This is a genomic window from Azospirillum brasilense, assembly GCF_001315015.1.
Classification (GTDB): Bacteria; Pseudomonadota; Alphaproteobacteria; order Azospirillales; family Azospirillaceae; genus Azospirillum; species Azospirillum brasilense.
This window is the reverse complement of sequence record NZ_CP012918.1, coordinates 69,071-86,966: the sequence shown is the minus strand read 5'-3', so window position 1 is coordinate 86,966 and position 17,896 is coordinate 69,071. Positions and strand designations below refer to the sequence as shown.

The window sequence follows — 17,896 nt, the reverse complement described above, 5'->3', positions numbered from 1 at the left end:
GAGACGCACGACACAAAGCAGCGTTAAATTATTTTGACATATAGAGAAATTAGATCGCTAATAGAACGCAATAATTTTCTAAATTTTACCTGAACAATGACTGTAGTCAGTTTAGCCAGAGAGAATGGTGAATGGAATGATCGCTAACGGCATAATGAATTCCTACCACGAACTAGTCACATTACTTCGAATAGAGTGACAGATGCCACCTATTTGTATGGCACGCGATGCCGATCCATTTAGCTATTATGGGCATCGCTACATCCCTCGTAACGGCCTGTCGGTCATGCCGATAACCGCGCAGGATGCCTCCACTCTTGTATGCCCACCACCAATTCCTACTTTTGATCATTCTGCATGCGATCTGGATGTGTTTTTGATTCATCTTGAGTTACCGGAGTGTCGAAGAACTTCGAGCGGAACCCTGAGTCAATGCGTCCTTCGAGACGGTGCATCAGTGGGTGAGAAAGTTCGGGCCGGCCATCGTCGGCAACTTACGCCTGCCGCAACCGAAACCCAGCCCAAACTAGCAATTGGCTGTAAACCGCGCCGGCCTCCGGGAATCCCGGCGCGGTTCATACCAAGTATCACGTGGTCGTCTCTACGGATGGGCTTCCGCTGGCGGCGTTGCCCTCCGCGGCGAACGTTCACGATGCCAGACTCTTCCCCGACCTGCTCCGGTTGCCATGGTGGTCTGCGCCAGCATCGCCCGCCTCTACGCCGACGTCGGATGCGACAGCGCCGACAACCGCTGGCTCTGCCTGCGTGACGGCATCCAACCGATCATCCGCAAGATCGGCCAGCCGCACGGCTCCGGCCTCGGCCAAGTCCGCTGTGTCGTTGAGCACGCCAATGTTTGGTTGCTCGCCAACAGACGCCTGGATCGCCGCCATGACGGGTCGGGGGCCATCGTCGATGCACTGCTCTCCGCAGCCTGCATCTTTGTTGTCGCGGTTCGCCTCGTTGGGTTCTGAAAACCGTGCTTCAATGTCCAGCCTCATCTGATCTCCCGCCGTACCTTGCGCATCGCTCGGGCGCAGGCGATGGTCGTCTGGCAGGTTGCGGCAGTAGCGACGTACCTCCGTTGAAGGCTCTGGACTTTCCGCGCGTGACAAAGCCAGCCTGGATTCATCCTATGTGCGTTCTGCCGATGTGACTGTTTCATCGTAGCTTGGTGATCAGCGAAAAGTAAAATCGCCCAATCCTAAGCGGGGAACGAGCGGTCAAGTTTATTTCGCATCTGCAAAACAAACAGCTTCATGCGCGAGCTTTCTCTCTAAAGCCATTGAAATTGTTGGTTGGGATACCGTAACGCGCTCTATCAAAAGAGCGATAACAATTTCTTCTGTTCCATCAGCGTCCTCGGTAGCGGCCAAGCGATGTTGAGGTGACGTGGAAACCGTATCGAACTTATGTAACGGCTCGCCGAATGATTGAATTTGGGACTTACCGTTCCTGGCCACCATCCCTTCAAGGCCATCCAACGGTTCAAGGCCATCCAACGGATTGTGACCCGTAGACACTGGAGCAGAAGAGCCCCGCCTCATTGGAGCCAATCCTGACGGTAGGGAGACGAGGACAGCGGAGAGACGGCGATGACGACGGCTGACGTGAACGATCTCGTGTCGGTGAAAAACGCTGGCGTGGCGCAGACCCAGAAGTCGGACAAGCTGACCTTGCTCCCACTCGTTGCGCTCGTTGTCGGCTCGATGATCGGCGGCGGCGTTTTCAATCTTCCATCGGACATGTCCAAAGGTGCGTCGCCCGGCGCCATCCTGATCGGCTGGATGATCACCGGCATCGGCATGATGATGCTCGCCTTCGTGTACCAAAACCTGGCCGTGCGCAAACCGAACCTGAACGCAGGCCCCTACGCCTATGCCAAGGCCGGCTTCGGACCGTTCGTCGGCTTCAACAGCGCCTGGGGCTATTGGCTGAGCGCCTTTCTTGGAAACGTGGCCTATGCGGTGGCCATCTTCTCGGCCCTGTCCCACTTCTTCCCCATCTTCGGCGACGGCAACAACCTGCCTTCCATCGTCGGCGCGTCGCTGTGCCTGTGGCTGATCCACGCGCTCGTGCTCAGTGGCATCAAACAGGCGGCCTTCGTGAACGTCGTCACCTCGATCGCCAAGCTGGTGCCGCTGTTCCTGTTCGTCCTGGTGGCCATCGTCGGCTTCCATTGGGATCGCTTCACGGTGGATTTCTGGGGAACCGGCGCCGGGTCCGGTACGGGCGGCCTCGGTTCGGTCATGGAGCAGGTGAAGAGCACCATGCTGGTGACTCTGTGGGTGTTCATCGGCATCGAGGGCGCCAGCGTCTATTCCGCCCGCGCGGCCCGCCGCTCCGACGTCGGACGGGCGACCGTGATCGGCTTCGTCGGCGCGCTGGGAATCTACGTGCTGGTCTCGCTGCTGGCGACGGGCGTCCTGCGGCAACCCGAACTCGCCGACCTCAAGGTGCCGTCCATGGCGGGCGTGTTCGAGTCCCTCGTCGGCCCGTGGGGCGCCGCCCTGATCAACATCGGCTTGGTGATCTCGGTCGGCGGCGCCTTCCTCTCCTGGACGCTGCTGTGTGCGGAGATTCCCTACACCTGCGGCCGCGACGGGACTTTCCCGAAATGGTTCGCCGCGGAGAACGCCAACGGGTCGCCCGTGAACGCGCTCTGGGCGACCAATCTCCTGATCCAGCTCTTCCTCGCGCTCAGCTTCTTTTCGCGCAGCGCGTACCAGTTCTTCTACTTCATCGCCTCGGTCGCGATTCTCCCCCCCTACGTCCTGTCCGGTGCCTACGCGTTGAAACTGGCCTTGACCGGCGAGGGCTACGGTGCCGAATCACGGACGAAGGGCATCCTGGTCGGTGCCTTGGCGACGGCCTACGGCCTGTGGCTCGTTTACGCGGCCGGCCTTCAGTACCTGCTGATGTGCGCGGTCCTCTTCGCACCCGGAATCCTGATCTATGTCCGGGCCCGAAGCGAGCACGGGGAGCGCGCCTTCACGGGCGTTGAGGTGGCCATCGCGGCGGTCATCGTCATCCTCGCCGTGCTCGCCGCCTGGCTCATGTGGACCGGCAGGATCAGCCCACTGTGATGGCCGCGTGATGGCACACGACAACAAGGCCCGTGTGCGGAATTCCGGGCCATCGAAGCAGGGAGATGCGTCATGTCTGAAGTCGGCGTGCATTCGGAAGTCGGCAAGCTGCGGACCGTCCTGGTTTGCCGGCCGTCGCTGGCGCACCAGCGTCTCACCCCCGGCAACTGCCACGACCTTCTGTTCGACGACGTCATCTGGGTGCACGAGGCGCAGAAGGACCACCACGACCTCGTGCTGAAGATGGAGGAGCGCGGGGTCGAGGTGCTGGACCTGCACGATCTGCTGGCGCAAACGCTCGACGATCCGCAGGCGCGCAGGTTCGTGCTCGACCGCCGCGTCACCGCCAACACCGTCGGGGTCGCCGCCGTGGAGGTCATGCGCCCCTGGCTGGACGAGATGCCGTCCAGGGAACTCGCCGTCCATCTCATCGGTGGTATCGCCATATCGGACCTGCCGGACAACACCGTGAGCGTGCTGCTGAACGAGGCGTTCGGCGGCACCGATTTCGTGCTGCCGCCGATCCCCAACACGCTGTTCCAGCGGGACCCGTCCTGCTGGATTTACAGCGGCGTGACCTGCAACCCGATGTTCTGGCCCGCCCGCAAGCCGGAGACGCTGCTGCAGCGTGCGGTCTACAAGTTCCACCCCCGCTTCCGGGACGGCGGCTTCACGATCTGGTGGGGCGACTCCGATGAGGACTTCACCGGCGCCTCCTTGGAGGGCGGCGACGTGATGCCGATCGGCAAGGGCATCGTCCTCATCGGCATGGGGGAGCGCACCAACCGCCAGGCGGTCGGCCAAGTGACCCGCGCGCTGTTCCGCAACAACGCGGCATCCCGGGTCATCGCCTGCCTGATGCCGAAAAGCCGCGCGGCCATGCATTTGGACACGGTGTTCTCGTTCTGTGACCGCGATCTGGTGACGGTCTTCCGGGAGGTCGTCGACCAGATCCGTTGCTACAGCGCCTATCCCCTGGACGACGAAGGGCGCTTCGAGGTGCGGCCCGAGGCGAGGCCGCTGCTGGAGGTCGTGGCCGACGCGCTGGGCTACTCCAGGCTCCGCGTCGTCGGAACCGGCGGAAACGCCTACGAGGCGGAGCGCGAGCAGTGGGACGACGGCAACAACGTCGTCGCCCTCGAACCCGGCGTGGTCGTGGCCTACGACCGCAACACCTACACTAACACGCTGCTGCGCAAGGCCGGCGTCGAGGTCATCACCGTCCGCGGGGCGGAACTCGGCCGGGGACGGGGCGGCGGCCACTGCATGACCTGCCCGATCTGGCGGGAACCCGCCTACTGACGACCCGCCGCGGACAACGAACCCGGAGGGAACCCCAGGAGGAAAAGATGAGCTTCAATCTGCGCAACCGGTCGCTGCTCACCGTCCAGGATTACACGCCGCGGGAGTTCCGCTATGTGCTCGACCTCGCGCGCGACCTCAAGCGTGCGAAGTACGCCAGGACCGAGCAGCAGCACCTGCGCGGCAAGGAGATCTGCCTGATCTTCGAAAAGACGTCGACGCGGACCCGCTGCGCCTTCGAGGTCGCCTGCCACGACCAGGGCGCCAACGTCACCTACCTCGATCCCGCCGGCTCGCAGATCGGCCACAAGGAGTCCTTCAAGGACACCGCGCGCGTCCTCGGCCGGATGTACGACGCCATCGAGTACCGCGGCGCCGCGCAGGGCGGCGTGGAGCAGCTGGCGAAGTACGCGGGTGTACCGGTCTACAACGGCCTCACCGACGAATACCACCCGACCCAGATGCTCGCCGACGTCATGACGATGCGCGAGCACAGCGACAAGCCGATCACCGACATCACGTACGCCTATGTCGGCGACACCCGGTCCAACATGGGCCATTCGCTGATGATCGTCGGCTGCCTGATGGGCATGAACGTACGCATCTGCGGACCGCAGAGCCTGTGGCCGTCGGAGGAGTACACCGCCATCGCCCACCGGCTCGCGGCGGCGTCCGGCGCACGGCTGACCATCACCAGCGACACCGCCGAAGCGGTGGCCGGGGTCGATTTCATCCACACCGACGTCTGGGTTTCGATGGGCGAGCCCAAGGACGTCTGGCGGGAGCGGATCGCGCTGCTGAAGCCCTATCAGGTCAACCCGGAACTGATGGCGGCAAGCGGCAACCCTCAGGTCAAGTTCATGCACTGCCTGCCGGCCTTCCACGACAGCGAGACGACGCTCGGCCGGCAGATCGCCGAGGACTACGGGATGCCCAATGGGCTCGAGGTGACCAACGAGGTCTTTGAATCGGAGGCGAACATCGCCTTCGAACAGGCGGAGAACCGCATGCACACGATCAAGGCGCTTCTCGTCGCCACGCTGGGGGAATGAGGTCATGCGCGTCGTCGTCGCTTTGGGGGGCAACGCTCTGTTGAAACGCGGCGAGCCGATGACCGCCGACGTTCAGCGCCGCAACATCCGCATCGCCGCTGAGGCCATGGCCCCCGTCGCCCGGGAGCATCAGCTCGTGATCAGCCACGGAAACGGGCCACAGGTCGGGCTTCTGGCGCTTCAGGGCGCCGCCTACCGGCCGGACGAGGCTTATCCGCTGGACGTCCTGGGGGCCGAGACCGAGGGCATGATCGGCTATATGATCGAGCAGGAGCTGGGCAACCTGCTGCCGTTTGAAGTGCCTTTCGCCACGCTGCTGACCATGGTGGAGGTCGACGGCGACGACCCGGCCTTCAACGACCCGACCAAGTTCGTCGGGCCGGTCTATGGGGCTGCCGAGGCCGAGCGCATCGCGGCCGAGAAGGGGTGGGTGTTCAAGCCGGACGGCGCGTCCTGGCGGCGGGTCGTGCCGTCGCCGGCCCCCAAGCGCATCTTCGAGATCCGGCCGATCCGCTGGCTGCTGGATCAGGGAACCATCGTGATCTGCGCCGGCGGCGGCGGGATACCCACCATGTACCAGCCGGCCTTGCACCAGCCGGGCAAGGAACGCACGCTGGTCGGCGTCGAGGCGGTGATCGACAAGGACCTTTGCTCGGAGCTGCTGGCGCGCGAGTTGGGTGCCGACCTCCTCATCATGGCGACCGACGCCGAGGCCGTGTTCCTCGGCTGGGGAACGCCGGACGCGCGGGCCATCCACCGCGCGAGCCCCGAGGCGATGGGCCGGCACACGTTCCCGGCCGGGTCCATGGGGCCGAAGGTGGACGCCGCCTGCCGGTTCGCGACGGCGACGGGGCGAACCGCGGCGATCGGGGCGCTCGCCGACATTCCGGCGATCGTGCGCGGCGAGAAGGGCACGCTGATTGACAACGCCTTCACGACGACAAGTTGGCACGGGTAGGCGGCCTGATTGGGGCGGCGATCCGGAAAAGGGGGCTGCGACCATGGCGAACCACGTCTCGAACCATATCCCAACAGCGGCTGGAGAAAAGCGGGAGGCGCGCCGGCCCACCCTGCTTGACGCCTTGCTTCCGATGATCGCCCTCATCGCCCTGCTCGCGTTGTCCTACCTCCTGTTCGGCAAGGATGCCTCCGCCGGGCCGAACCAGGTGGCGCTGCTGTTCTCCGGGATCATCGCGGCGGGGATCGCCTACAAGAACGGGATGCCCTGGGACGGGGTGCGCCAAGCCGTGGTCGACGGCATCGCGACCGGGCTCGCGGCCATCATGATCCTGCTGGCGGTGGGCGCGCTGATCGGGACCTGGGCGCTCAGCGGCACCATCGTGGCGATGGTCTATTACGGCCTCCAGATCCTCAGTCCCCACTATTTCTACGCGACGACTGCAATCATCTGCGCTCTGGTCGGCTTCAGCATCGGAAGCTCCTGGACTGTGGCGGGCACCATCGGCATCGGCCTGATGGGGGTGGCGGCCAGCATGAACCTGTCGCCGGAAATCACGGCCGGCGCGGTGATCTCCGGCGCCTATTTCGGCGACAAGGCCTCCCCGCTGTCCGACACCGCCAATCTGGCGACCGCGGTGACGGGGTCCGGGATTTACGAGCACATCCGGGAATCGCTGTTCACCTCGGTTCCGGCGCTGCTCGTCGCCATCCTTCTCTTCGGCATGCTGGGGGCGCCCGGCGATTTCGACGCGACCGCCATGATGTCCGGCATCGAAAGCCACTTCACGGTGTCGCTCTGGGCCTTCACGCCCCTGCTCCTGGTCCTCGGCCTGTCGATCGCCCGGTTTCCGCCCTTCATCACGATCTTCTTCGGCGCTCTGGCGGGCGGGTTTCTGGCGGTCGTCCTGGAGCCGACGCGCGTCGTCGCCTTCGCCGCCGCACCGGAGCTGCCGGCCGCCGTCGCCATGCTGAAGGGGGTGTGGATGGCGCTCGCCAACGGCTACGTCGCGCACAGCGGCAACGAGTCCCTCGACGTCATCCTGACGCGGGGCGGCATGTCCAGCATGATGAACACGGTATGGCTGATTATCACCGCGCTGTCGTTCGGCGCGACGGTGGAGCATGCCGGGCTCCTCAATCGCTTGATCGACCCGGTGATCCATCGGATGAGGTCCGTCGGCGGGCTCGTGGCAACCGTGGTCGCGACCTGCATCGGCGCCAACATCGTCACCTCGGACCAGTATATTTCGATCGCCCTGCCGGGCCGGTTGTTCAAGGCGGAATTTGCGAAGAGGGGTCTTGCTCCCGTGCTGCTCTCGCGCGTCGTCGGCGATTCGGCGACGGTGACCTCACCGCTGATCCCCTGGAACAGTTGCGGAGCCTACATGGCGGCAGCGCTCGGCGTGTCGGCGACCGGCTTCGCCATGTATTGCTTCTTCAACATTCTCAATCCCTTGGTGACGATTCTCTTCGCTGTCTCCGGTCTGCGGGTGTGGAGAACGACTATCGAAACGCCTCCGGGCGACGCACCGCCGCTGCAAGGCTGACGAGCCTTCGCATGATGGTGTCGTCCGATCCCGGTCGTGGTCGCCACGTCTGCTTGGCGCGGGTTGGCAGTGGTTCCGTCTTTTGGCTCAACGCGTGAAGTGATCACTGCCAGGATGGAGGGGACAATCATGAACCGCTGTTTTCTGGCAGGCTGCGCTGCCGCTGTACTGGCAATGGGCGCCGGGGAAACCAATGCCCAGGCCAAGTACGAGATAAAAATCGGTGGCGATGCCTTCTTCGAAGCCGGCTTCGTCAATCAGGACCTTGACTCCGGTCTGCGTTCCACCGAGTTTCGCAACCGCTTCCGCGTGCACATCACGCCGGTCGCCAAAGCGGACAACGGCCTGGAGTATGGCGGGCGCATCCGCATCCGCGCCGCCGGTTCCGACACCGGCGTCAACGCCGACCGTGCCTTCATCTTCGCACAGGGCAGGCTTGGCGAGGTGCGCCTCGGCGTGTCCAACTCCTTCAACGATGAGACCTTCATCTCGACGCCGGGCGACTATCTGCCGACCAGCATCATCGATCTCGATCAGGTGACGAACTGGGTCGGCCCGACGACGGCCGGACAGTCCATCAACCCGGCGAATGGACGGTATCAGGGAGCCGACGTGCTCGGTGGGGTTGCCGAAGCCGTGAACGCCGCCAGCATCCTGTGGCCGTCGCTGACACCGGACGCCAACGCAACGAAGATCGTCTACTTCTCCCCGCGCTTTGCCGGCGTGCAGTTCGGTGCCAGCTACACCCCGCGCAACGACTCCTTCAATCAGGACGTCAACCGGTCGAAAGCGTCTTCCGCCATCGCCAACCAGGGCGTCACCAACTCCTTCACCGATCTGGTCGAGGTTGGCGCGAACTATGACGGCAACGTCTTCGGCTTCGACGTCAAGGCCAGTGCCGGCTATTTCTGGGGCACGTCCTCGGACAGCACGGTGGCCGCGGACTCCTTCCGCGACCTGAACGCTTGGCAGCTTGGTGCCCAAGTCGGTTATGCCGGCTTCGCCGTCGGCGGCAGTTACACCAGCTTCGGCAAATCGGGCCAGAACAAGCGTCCGGGTTTCTTCGCGGATGATATGTACAACTGGACCGCGGGTGTTCAGTACACCGCCGGAGCCATCGTCGTGGGTGCGAATTACAAGTACGGCGTCGACCCCGGCTCCATGGTCGACCCGGGCAGCCGGCGGGTGAAGGTCTACGAGGTTGGTGCCGGTTACACCGTTGCTTCGGGCCTGACCGTGAACGCCCAATACGACTATGTGCTCGCCAACAGCGATCGCCCCGAGACCGCGGCCACGGGCTCGCCGGATGACAAGGCTCACGTCATTGTGCTTCGCACGGTTCTGGCGTTCTGACCTTCGAAGGAGCGGAAAATCTGATCCAGCGTGGAGCGTTGAACCGAAAAGCGCCGAAATGTCCGGCAACGGCGTCGCCACCATACGGGATACGCTCAACATCCATATGAAAGCCACGGCAAGAGAGGGAATCATGGCAAAAATGATGAAAGCGGCTGTGGTCCGCCAATTCAAAATGCCGCTGTCGATCGAAGAGGTTCCGGTGCCGGAGGTCGGTCCGGGCCAGATCCTGGTCAAGATCGAAGCCTCGGGTGTCTGCCACACCGACCTGCACGCGGCCGACGGCGACTGGCCGGTGAAGCCGAACCCGCCCTTCATTCCAGGCCATGAGGGCGTCGGCACCGTTGCCGCGGTGGGCGCCGGCGTAACCGCGGTGAAGGAGGGCGACCGGGTCGGCGTTCCCTGGCTGCACACGGCCTGCGGGCACTGCCGGCAGTGTCTCGCCGGTTGGGAAACCTTGTGCGACCTGCAGCAGAACACCGGCTATTCCGTCAACGGCGGCTTCGCGGAGTACACGCTCGCGGACCCCAACTATGTCGGGCACCTGCCGGACAGGCTTGACTGGGAAATGGCCGCCCCGATCCTGTGCGCCGGCGTAACCGTTTACAAGGGCCTGAAGGAAACCGACACCAAGCCCGGCGACACGGTTGTGATCTCCGGCATCGGCGGGCTCGGCCACATCGCCGTGCAGTACGCGAAGGCCATGGGGCTCGACGTGATCGCCGTCGACATTTCCGACGAAAAGCTGGCGCTCGCCCGTGCCATGGGCGCGGACGCCGCGATCAACGCGAAGACGACCGATCCGGTCGCCGAGGTCAAGGCTTTGTGCGGTGGCGCCCAGGGCGTGCTCGTCACCGCCGTGTCCCGACATGCCTTCAACCAGGCTCTCGGCATGCTCGCCAAGCGCGGCACCATGGCCCTCGTCGGCCTGCCGCCCGGATCGTTCGAACTGGACATCTTCAGCACGGTTCTGATGCGGAAGACGATCCGCGGATCGATCGTCGGTACACGGTTGGACCTCGCCGAATGCCTCCAGTTCGCCGGCGACGGCAAGGTGAAGGTTCACTATTCGGTCGAGCACTTGGACAACATCAACGACGTGTTCAGCCGGATGCGCAACAACGAGATTGACGGGCGGGTGGTCATGCGGATGTAAAAAATCACCAAATGACAGCCAATCCATGCGATCGGCAGCACGCCCGTGATTTCGACCAAGACTTACGTTGTTTCAACCTGCAAACAAGGGAGCGATCGGCATGTGGTCGCGACGCGGGTTTCTGGCGGGAGCACTGGGGGTCGTCGTCCTGGCCGGCTGTGCCGGATCGGGGAGCGTTGCTTATGTGAACGACCCTTGGGGCTACCCGTTCTATGATGACGATTGGGTCTACTACTATGATGAGGGTGACGTGGACTTCCTCGCCGGGTTGACCGACGAGCAGAAGGCCGCGCTCAAGCAGAAATGGGATACGCTCTCACCCGAGGAGAAGCAGCAGATTCGTGACCGGTGGAACGCTCTCAGCACCGACGAGCGTGCGCGCGTGCAACAAGCATGGAGCGGCTTGGATGCGGAGAAGCGACAACAGGTGGTTTCAAGCATGCAGACCCGCGTCCGCGATGGGACGCTCCGTTCCGTGACGCCTGCCGCGGCCGGGCCATCGCGTTTCCCGGCAGGATCCGGCGGTGGCCTGGATCGCAGTGGTGCAGGAGCCCGGACCGGCTCGTTTGATCGCGGCAGCTTTGGTGGAGGCAGGGTGGGTGGCGGTAGGTTGGGTGGCGGTAGGTTGGGTGGTCGGCGTTAACGGCATGGACCGAACGGACTTCGGCGTTCGCAGATCAAGAAAAGTTGAGAACGTTCGGGCTCCTCGCGTCGCAAAAAATATCCAGCTCTCTCAGGATAATGAACATGATGCACAGCCGCAGGAAGCCAATGGAAAGAGCCCAATACAAATGCCTCGTCATCCTGGCAATAAAGATCACTGCTGCCGTGGGATTGATAGCCATTGCTGGATATCTAATTTTTGGCTATAATAGTGATGTTCGTTCTCTCGAGAACAAACCGATGGTTGTTCCTCTTCTGCGATAGTTCGACTTTGCGCATTACAAAATTGCCGTCTCGGCTAGGAGCCGGTTCATAAATCCAGCAGCGGTACGGGGTGATTGGGATTACGGCGCGTAGCAGGCGGCGTCGACGAGCCGTCGGAGGATCGGCTGCACTTTGAGCATGTCACCCTCATGGGGCGACATAGCGGCCTGTTCGAACCACAGGTACTGGCGCAGGCACTGTCAACTTGTTGATCACTCAGTTGCCCGGGTCGACGGAGGCGGGGTATGGGATGGCATGACGACACGTCCCGATCCCCGCTACGCCAGCTTTCGCTATCCAGCCGAGATCATTGCGACGGCGGATTGGCTGTACTTCCGCTTTCCGCTCAGTCTGCGGATGGTCGAGGAGCTGCTGGCGGCGCGCGGCATCACCGTCAGCCACGAGACGGTGCGCCAGTGGGGGCTGAAGGTCGGTCGTGAGTTTGCTATTAGAAACTTTCCTTAAAAAACTCTGATTAAACCATTGATTCCGGAGGGAGAGGGTCGCTTTGGTGTTGAGAAAACAATGTCTTTGGCGCTCAGATTTTTCAAAGAAAATTTTCAGAAGAAAGCAACAGCGGGCGGCGAGCGGGCGAGGCGCTCGTCGAGGCGGACCAGCGCCGCCGTGGCGGCGGCGACCGGGGCGACCAGCGGCGGCGTTGCTCCGCTCAGCGGCGCGGGCGTCGACTCCTCGTCGACCGGCGGCCGCCAGTCCATGTCCTCCTCGGCGTCGTCATCGTCCCAGGCGCGGCGGGGCGGCAGGGCGTCGTCGTCGGGGCGCCACCGGCTCACCGCCCTCCTCCGGAGGGACGGCGCGGCGGGTCCCGGCGGGCGGCGGTGGCGGGGCGGGGGAGGAGGCGCGGCATCGGTGATCCGGGCGGATGGGGGACAGTGTGTCTTTATCAGGGGCGCTGAGAGACGATAGAAACCAGAAGGTTGGAGAGCAAGAGCGAAGCTGAGAGGCCTTTGGTTTCTCTCCGTCGGAGTTCGCGGGCTGGCCGGTCCTGATAAACCACCGATAAAAAGAGCTATCGGGTGTTTATCAGGGAGCCTTGCCGGTGGCCGCCGCTTCGGCTAGTGTCGGGCTTCCGGGATCACTGGACTCGGCTGTCAATTTCAGTAAAGCTTGAGAATGCGTCGGAAACACTCCCGTTCTCTCACTAGACGCTGAGAACGGTCGATATTCCCCATTTCCCACGGGGTTCAGTTTTTCAGGAAACCTTGAGAAAGCTCTTCCCGGGCACGGTCTCGCAGGAGACGGTGGGATGACGCTTGCCCATCGTAAACTCGCGCCAAATTCTTTCCGTTGGCTTTCAACCGGATGATTGCTGACCTGCGCAACGCTTGAAATTCCTCCCGGCCTTGCGATACTCCGGTCGGCAAGCGGAAGGAACCCAGCATGGCGCTCATTGGATACGCGCGAGTTTCCACGGACGACCAGTCAACCGAGGCGCAAATCCTCGACCTCAAGAAATACGGCTGCGGCGAGATCTTCCGCGAGAATGCGTCCGGTGCCGACCGGGAGCGCCCCCAGCTCAAGGCCGTGCTGACCCGGGTGAGGAAGGGTGACACCCTGGTCGTCGTGCGCATTGACCGCCTGGCCCGCTCGCTCGCCCACCTGCTCGACGTCATCGACGCTCTGGACCGCAAGGGCGCGGCCTTCAAATCGTTGGGCGATCCCATCGACACCGGAAGCCCACAGGGCAAGTTCACCCTTCAGATCCTTGGCGCCGTGGCGGAGTTCGAGCGCTCGCTGATCCGGGAGCGGACCAAGGCCGGGGTGCGCGCCGCAAAGGCCGTCGGCAAGCGTCCCGGCAACCCCGGTTTGGTTTCCGGGGACCCTCTGGCCCGTCGTCGCGTTGCCCGCGCCCGTGACGACCGCCGGAGCGAGCGGGTCGCCGGGGGCGCCGGCGAGTTCCTGCCCATCGTCCGCCGCCTTCGGCCGCACCAGCCCTGGGACCGTGTGGTCGACGTCCTCAACGGCGCCCTGAAGAAACGCCCGGGCGACAACCCGGCGCCCTGGACGCGGGACGCGCTGATCCGCGCCGTCCGCCGGCTGGTCGCCGACGGCTTGGCCGAACCCGAGTTGCTGAAGGCCGCACCCCGGCGCTCCCCGAAGGCGGCGGCGCGGGCCAGGCGTCTGGTGGAGCTGGTCGCAACCATCCACAACGCCGCCGAGGCCGGACAAAAGCCCACGCTGGCCCGGATCGGCCGGCAACTGGAGCGTCAGGGCGTGCTCACCGCGACCGGGGCCAAAACCTGGGCGCCGTCGAGCGTCAAGGCCCTCCTCGACCAAGCGCGGGACGCCGGGCTGCTCGACGGCGCACCGGATTCGGAACGCTAACGGTGGCGGACTGGGCTGCCGGCAGGCTTCCCTCAAAAGATGTTCTCTGCCTGAGAAAAATCTATTAAGTTACATTCCTTGATGGAAATTCCCGTAATGAGGACAGAGGGTCGTGACACACTTGCGCATTGCGCTTCGCGGCGACGATCTTCTTTGCACAAACGCTTCCGCCGGAGGTGGCACGGTCCTTAAACCTCTTGGACCGGCAGGCATCGGTCTCCTGAAGGGGTGGGCCAAGTCTTACGACGAGGCGGTTCGGGCGCGGATGACGGAGCGCCTGCCGGCCATCGGCCGGGCCATCGCCGATTTCCTGAACCAGGGGAATGGCTGGCTGGACGGGTGCCTGAGGAACGGCAATGGACCGGTCGTGCTGGACATCCTCGCCCCCGACCGGCCGGATGAGCGCGAAGCTGCCCTCCTCGACGTTCCGTGGGAGGTGCTGGCCCCCGGCGGCTTCCTGCTGGCGGAGGATGCGGTGCGCCTCTTCCTGGTCGCCCGGCGACTGGGCGAGGCGGGTGCGGCCGAGCCCCCCGTCCACGGCGACATCGCCGCGCTGTTCATGGCGGCCGAGGTCGAGGGGCAGGACGCCCTCGATTACGAACAGGAGGAGATCGCCTTCCTCGACGCCACGCGCGGCCTGGGCGCCCATCTCGCGGTCGAGGAAAGCGGCAGCCTGGATGGACTGCGCCTGCGCCTGAGGCAGACCGCCCGCTGGGACGTGCTTCACCTCACCGGGCACGGCGAGGTGGACCGCCAGGGGCCCTACCTGGCCCTGGAGACGCCGGAGGGCCGACTCGACCGGGTGGACCCCGGTAAGCTGTGCGCCGCCCTGGGCGACGACGCGCGCCGGCCGCACTTGGTCTTCCTGTCAGCCTGCCGGACCGCCGAGCAGGCGGATGGCGGCGCGGGCTCCTTCGTCCAGGCGCTGATCCAGGCCGGGGTGCCCAACGCGCTGGGATGGGACGGGTCGGTCCACGACCTCGAGGCCACCCGCTTCGCCGCGCTGTTCTACGGCGAACTGGCCGGCGGGCGGAGCGTCGCCCACGCCGCCGCCGCGGCTCGGCTCGGCGTCTTGCAGGATCACCGGGCCGACCCGCAGCGCGGCGCCCACTGGCATCTGGCGCGGGTCTGGCTCGGACCGCGCGGCGGCGGGGCGCTGTGCGACCCGGCGCTGCCGACCCGTCCTTTCCGCGAGCGGCGCGACAAGGCCTATCTCGACAAGGCCAGGGAACGGGTGCCGGTGGCCACCCCCGAACAGTTCGTTGGCCGGCGCCGCCCCATCCAGGCGGCGTTGCGGGCCTGGGCGGAGGGGAAGGCCGGCGTGCTGGTCCAGGGCATGGGCAACCTCGGCAAGTCGAGCCTGGCCGAGCGCATCGCCAGCCGGCTGGACACCCACAGGGTGGCCGTGGTGTTCGAACGCTACGACGCCCACGCGGTGTTGCTGGCACTGGTCGATGCCCTGCCCGAGGGGGAGCAGAAGCCCACACTGGCTGCCCACGAGCAGGATGTTCTGCGTGACCCTGCTGCCCTGAAGCTGGTGCTTCAGGGGCTGCTGAAGGGGCCGTTCAGCGGCCATGCGGGAACGCGGCCGCTCCTGCTGATCGTGGACGACCTGGAACGCCGCCTCGCCGAGCCGAAGCCGGACGAGCCGGCTACCCCATTCCGCACGCCGGAGGATGCCGCCGTCATGGCGTCCGTCGTCGGCGCCTTCCGCGACGCCGGTCGGGCCACCAAGTCGCGGCTGCTGATCACCAGCCGCTACACCTTCGCGCTGACCGACGCGCGCGGAACGGATTTGGCGGCCTCTCTGGCGGTCGTCGGCCTGCCGCCGATGCAGGCGGCGGAGCGCGCCAAGCAGATGCGGGCCGCCGCCCGGCTGCGCGGGAAGGAGCGCGCCGCCGGCGACGATCCCGACCTGGACCGGCTGGAGGGCCGGATCAAGGCGGTGGCGGGCGGCAATCCGGGTTTGCAGGAGATCCTGACCCGCCCGCTGCTGGAACTCGCTGACCGCGCGGCCGGCGTCGCCGCGGCGGAGCGGGCGGTGGCGGCGGTGCAAGGCTATCTGGACAGCGGCGCGGTGCCGGCGGAGGAGAGCACCGCCCATGAGTTCTTCCGGCGCCTGTCGCTCGAGGCGTTCCGCGCCATGCTGACCCCGACCGAGGCCCGGCAACTCGCCGCGGCGACGCTGTTCGAGCTGCCGGTGCCGCGCGCCGTGCTGGAGGCGGCGGGGCGCGCCGCCGGGATCGCCGCGCCGGAACCGGCGGTGGACCGGCTCCAGGGCCTGGGGCTGCTCGACCGCTACGGCGGGGCCGGCATGGACAGCGCGGTCAACCCGCTGGCCCGCCCACTGGCGGCGGCGCTGTCGGAGGCGGATCGGGCCCATCTCGCGGCGGCGGTGGTCGGGCCGCTGCACGCCGCCTGGACCGACGAGGACGGCGACCTGCCCGTCCATCCGCGCGCCGTCGAACTCGCCCGGCTGGCCCTGCTCGCCGGCGGTCCGCCGGAAATCCTGAACGCGGCGGCACTCATGGGCGGCCTGTTTCTGTTTCATCGGGCCCACATGACCGAGGCGGCGTGGCAGCTGGTCTCGCAAGCGCTGGACCTCCTGGACCGCGCAGGGGCCGCCCCCGACCTTCACCTCCTGCGGCTCGGCGTGCAATGCGCCGAGCGGCTCGGCCAAGGCGGCGACCAGGACGCCCTGCTGGCGCGGGCGGTGTCGCTGTCCGGCACCGATCCACGGGCTGACGCCATGGTGTTGAGCGACCAAGCCTCGCGCCTGATCCAAGTCGGGCGCATCGGTGAGGCCGAAGTGTTGCTTCGCGACGCCGTGCAACGGTTCGAGGCGTTGGATGACGTGTACTCGCGGGCGGTGACCCTGAGCCAGATCGCCGACATCCTCGAAGGGCGCGGCGAGACCAAGGAGGCACTGCGCATCCGCCGCGAGGAGGAATTGCCGGTCTTTGAGCGGCTGGGCGACATGCGCGCGCGCGCGGTGACCCTGGGCCGGATCGCCGACATCTTGACCACGCGCGGCGAAACCGATGAAGCCCTGCGCATCCGCCGCGAGGAACAGCTGCCGGTCTACGAGCGACTGGGCGAAGTTCATGCGCAGGCGGTGACCCTGGGCCGGATCGCCGACATCTTGACCACGCGCGGCGAAACCGACGAAGCCCTGCGCATCCGGCGTGAGAAGGAACTACCAGTCTATGAGCAGTTGAGTGACGTGCATTCACGGGCAGTGACCCTTGGTCAAATCGCCGAAATACTCGCGAATCGCGGCGAGACCGAGGAGGCCCTGCGCATCTTGCGTGAGGAAGTTGTCCCCATTACTGATCGTATGGACGATGTGAAAGGGCGCGCCGTGACGCTGGGCAAAATCGCCAACATCCTGGCGCGGCGCGGCGAATTTGATGAGGCGTTGCGCATTCATCTGGAGGAGCGCCTGCCGGTCGCACAGCGCATGCAGGATATTGATAGCCTAGCCCATATTCGCTTCTCCTGCGCCGAGATCCGTTTACGCGGCAGGCTGGAAAAGAGGGAAGTCGAGACGATCATAGAGGAATTGACCGAGAGCTTTGCCCTTTTCGATCAGCTTGAGCGTGTTGACGCCATCGGGGCGGTCGGGGCGCTGTTCGGCCAAGTTCTGGCAATGGCCGGCCGGACCGACGAGGCGCTCCGTGTGCTCGACGAGGCCGCCGCCGCCTTCGCCAAAATCCAGCACGACCAGGGCGTCGAGCACGTCCGCGCCATCCAGGCGGCAATTCGAAAGGCCAAGTCATGACCACGACCATCCACATCGCCGGCCCCAACGCCGAGGCGCTCGCCGCCGAGCTGGAGTCCTTCTTCGCCGAGGCGCTCGGCGCCGTGCCGGAACGGCGGACGCCGCCGGAGGACCGGGAGGCCACGCGCGGCGACCCGGTCGCCATCGCCGCTCTGGTGCTGGCGGTGCCCGGCGCCATCGTCGCCACGCTCGACCTCGCCGCCCGCGCCCGGCTGGGCGAGCGGATCGACCAACTGCTCACCCGGCTGCGCGGGACGGCGGCGCCCGACGACCGCGTCAGCCTCGCGTCCGGCACCACGCCTCCGCTCGATCTCACCACCGCCGGGCGTGACGCCGTGCTCGACCGGCTGGAGCGGCCGTCCGACACCGACTGAGCCCCCAGGCCGCGT

At 65.4% G+C, this 17,896-nt stretch carries 14 protein-coding genes and 1 pseudogene; 13 read left to right on the top strand and 2 right to left on the bottom strand.

The annotated features are described in order from the left end of the window. Positions 1 to 686 precede the first annotated feature (686 nt). Positions 687 to 974, top strand: coding sequence for a hypothetical protein (locus tag AMK58_RS32000; protein ID WP_051140356.1), 288 nt, complete (start codon positions 687 to 689; stop codon positions 972 to 974). A gap of 255 nt (positions 975 to 1,229) precedes the next feature. Here AMK58_RS32000 and AMK58_RS30755 read toward each other — a convergent pair whose 3' ends face one another. Then, a complete protein-coding gene (locus tag AMK58_RS30755) occupies positions 1,230 to 1,502 on the bottom strand; it encodes a hypothetical protein (protein ID WP_146206583.1) in 273 nt (90 codons plus the stop codon). A gap of 93 nt (positions 1,503 to 1,595) precedes the next feature. On the opposite strand from AMK58_RS30755, the gene arcD reads away from it, so the two are divergent. The 9 genes and pseudogenes from arcD to AMK58_RS28155 form a co-directional block, all read left to right on the top strand. Continuing rightward, positions 1,596 to 3,086 carry an arginine-ornithine antiporter gene (arcD, locus tag AMK58_RS28195; RefSeq protein ID WP_196813142.1) on the top strand — a complete coding sequence of 497 codons (1,491 nt, stop codon included), beginning with the start codon at positions 1,596 to 1,598 and terminating at the stop codon, positions 3,084 to 3,086. A 72-nt stretch (positions 3,087 to 3,158) separates the two neighbouring features. Beyond that, positions 3,159 to 4,388 carry an arginine deiminase gene (locus tag AMK58_RS28190; protein ID WP_035675654.1) on the top strand — a complete coding sequence of 410 codons (1,230 nt, stop codon included), beginning with the start codon at positions 3,159 to 3,161 and terminating at the stop codon, positions 4,386 to 4,388. A gap of 47 nt (positions 4,389 to 4,435) precedes the next feature. Then, positions 4,436 to 5,440, top strand: coding sequence for an ornithine carbamoyltransferase (locus tag AMK58_RS28185; protein ID WP_035675653.1), 1,005 nt, complete (start codon positions 4,436 to 4,438; stop codon positions 5,438 to 5,440). A 4-nt stretch (positions 5,441 to 5,444) separates the two neighbouring features. Next, on the top strand, positions 5,445 to 6,398 hold the full coding sequence (gene arcC / locus AMK58_RS28180) for a carbamate kinase (protein ID WP_059399773.1): 954 nt from the start codon (positions 5,445 to 5,447) through the stop codon (positions 6,396 to 6,398). 43 nt (positions 6,399 to 6,441) lie between these two features. Then, positions 6,442 to 7,947 (top strand): Na+/H+ antiporter NhaC family protein, encoded by a 1,506-nt coding sequence (locus AMK58_RS28175; RefSeq protein ID WP_051140355.1) that lies wholly within the window; start codon positions 6,442 to 6,444, stop codon positions 7,945 to 7,947. A gap of 129 nt (positions 7,948 to 8,076) precedes the next feature. Beyond that, a complete protein-coding gene (locus AMK58_RS28170; protein ID WP_059399772.1) occupies positions 8,077 to 9,300 on the top strand; it encodes a porin in 1,224 nt (407 codons plus the stop codon). Positions 9,301 to 9,433: 133 nt separating this feature from the next. Then, positions 9,434 to 10,456: an alcohol dehydrogenase AdhP gene (gene adhP, locus AMK58_RS28165; RefSeq protein ID WP_035681146.1), complete on the top strand. Its 1,023-nt coding sequence runs from the start codon at positions 9,434 to 9,436 to the stop codon at positions 10,454 to 10,456. A gap of 100 nt (positions 10,457 to 10,556) precedes the next feature. Further along, the gene (locus AMK58_RS28160; RefSeq protein ID WP_059399771.1) at positions 10,557 to 11,099 is read left to right on the top strand and encodes a hypothetical protein; all 543 of its coding nucleotides are present in this window, start codon (positions 10,557 to 10,559) and stop codon (positions 11,097 to 11,099) included. Between the two features lie 539 nt (positions 11,100 to 11,638). Continuing rightward, positions 11,639 to 11,830, top strand: a pseudogene (locus AMK58_RS28155) (IS6 family transposase); the annotation flags it as partial. A 113-nt stretch (positions 11,831 to 11,943) separates the two neighbouring features. Here AMK58_RS28155 and AMK58_RS28150 read toward each other — a convergent pair. Next, entirely contained in the window at positions 11,944 to 12,174 is a 231-nt protein-coding gene (locus tag AMK58_RS28150; protein WP_059399769.1) for a hypothetical protein, read from the bottom strand. 607 nt (positions 12,175 to 12,781) lie between these two features. Between AMK58_RS28150 and AMK58_RS28145 the strand changes: the two genes are divergently transcribed. The 3 genes from AMK58_RS28145 (at position 12,782) to AMK58_RS28135 (ending at position 17,881) form a co-directional block, all read left to right on the top strand. After that, positions 12,782 to 13,726, top strand: a complete 945-nt coding sequence (locus AMK58_RS28145; protein ID WP_035683731.1) for a recombinase family protein — start codon at positions 12,782 to 12,784, stop codon at positions 13,724 to 13,726. Positions 13,727 to 13,991: 265 nt separating this feature from the next. After that, positions 13,992 to 17,507, top strand: coding sequence for a CHAT domain-containing protein (locus AMK58_RS30750; RefSeq protein ID WP_059399768.1), 3,516 nt, complete (start codon positions 13,992 to 13,994; stop codon positions 17,505 to 17,507). After that, the gene (locus AMK58_RS28135; RefSeq protein WP_059399767.1) at positions 17,504 to 17,881 is read left to right on the top strand and encodes a hypothetical protein; all 378 of its coding nucleotides are present in this window, start codon (positions 17,504 to 17,506) and stop codon (positions 17,879 to 17,881) included. Before AMK58_RS30750 ends, AMK58_RS28135 begins: the two co-directional genes overlap by 4 nt. Positions 17,882 to 17,896: the final 15 nt, after the last annotated feature.

Coding starts and splice junctions, on each gene's coding strand:
- AMK58_RS32000 (WP_051140356.1), top strand. CDS start 687: ATGGTGGTCTGCGCCAGCATCGCCCGCCTCTACGCCGACGTCGGATGC.
- arcD (WP_196813142.1), top strand. CDS start 1,596: ATGACGACGGCTGACGTGAACGATCTCGTGTCGGTGAAAAACGCTGGC.
- AMK58_RS28190 (WP_035675654.1), top strand. CDS start 3,159: ATGTCTGAAGTCGGCGTGCATTCGGAAGTCGGCAAGCTGCGGACCGTC.
- AMK58_RS28185 (WP_035675653.1), top strand. CDS start 4,436: ATGAGCTTCAATCTGCGCAACCGGTCGCTGCTCACCGTCCAGGATTAC.
- arcC (WP_059399773.1), top strand. CDS start 5,445: ATGCGCGTCGTCGTCGCTTTGGGGGGCAACGCTCTGTTGAAACGCGGC.
- AMK58_RS28175 (WP_051140355.1), top strand. CDS start 6,442: ATGGCGAACCACGTCTCGAACCATATCCCAACAGCGGCTGGAGAAAAG.
- AMK58_RS28170 (WP_059399772.1), top strand. CDS start 8,077: ATGAACCGCTGTTTTCTGGCAGGCTGCGCTGCCGCTGTACTGGCAATG.
- adhP (WP_035681146.1), top strand. CDS start 9,434: ATGGCAAAAATGATGAAAGCGGCTGTGGTCCGCCAATTCAAAATGCCG.
- AMK58_RS28160 (WP_059399771.1), top strand. CDS start 10,557: ATGTGGTCGCGACGCGGGTTTCTGGCGGGAGCACTGGGGGTCGTCGTC.
- AMK58_RS28145 (WP_035683731.1), top strand. CDS start 12,782: ATGGCGCTCATTGGATACGCGCGAGTTTCCACGGACGACCAGTCAACC.
- AMK58_RS30750 (WP_059399768.1), top strand. CDS start 13,992: ATGACGGAGCGCCTGCCGGCCATCGGCCGGGCCATCGCCGATTTCCTG.
- AMK58_RS28135 (WP_059399767.1), top strand. CDS start 17,504: ATGACCACGACCATCCACATCGCCGGCCCCAACGCCGAGGCGCTCGCC.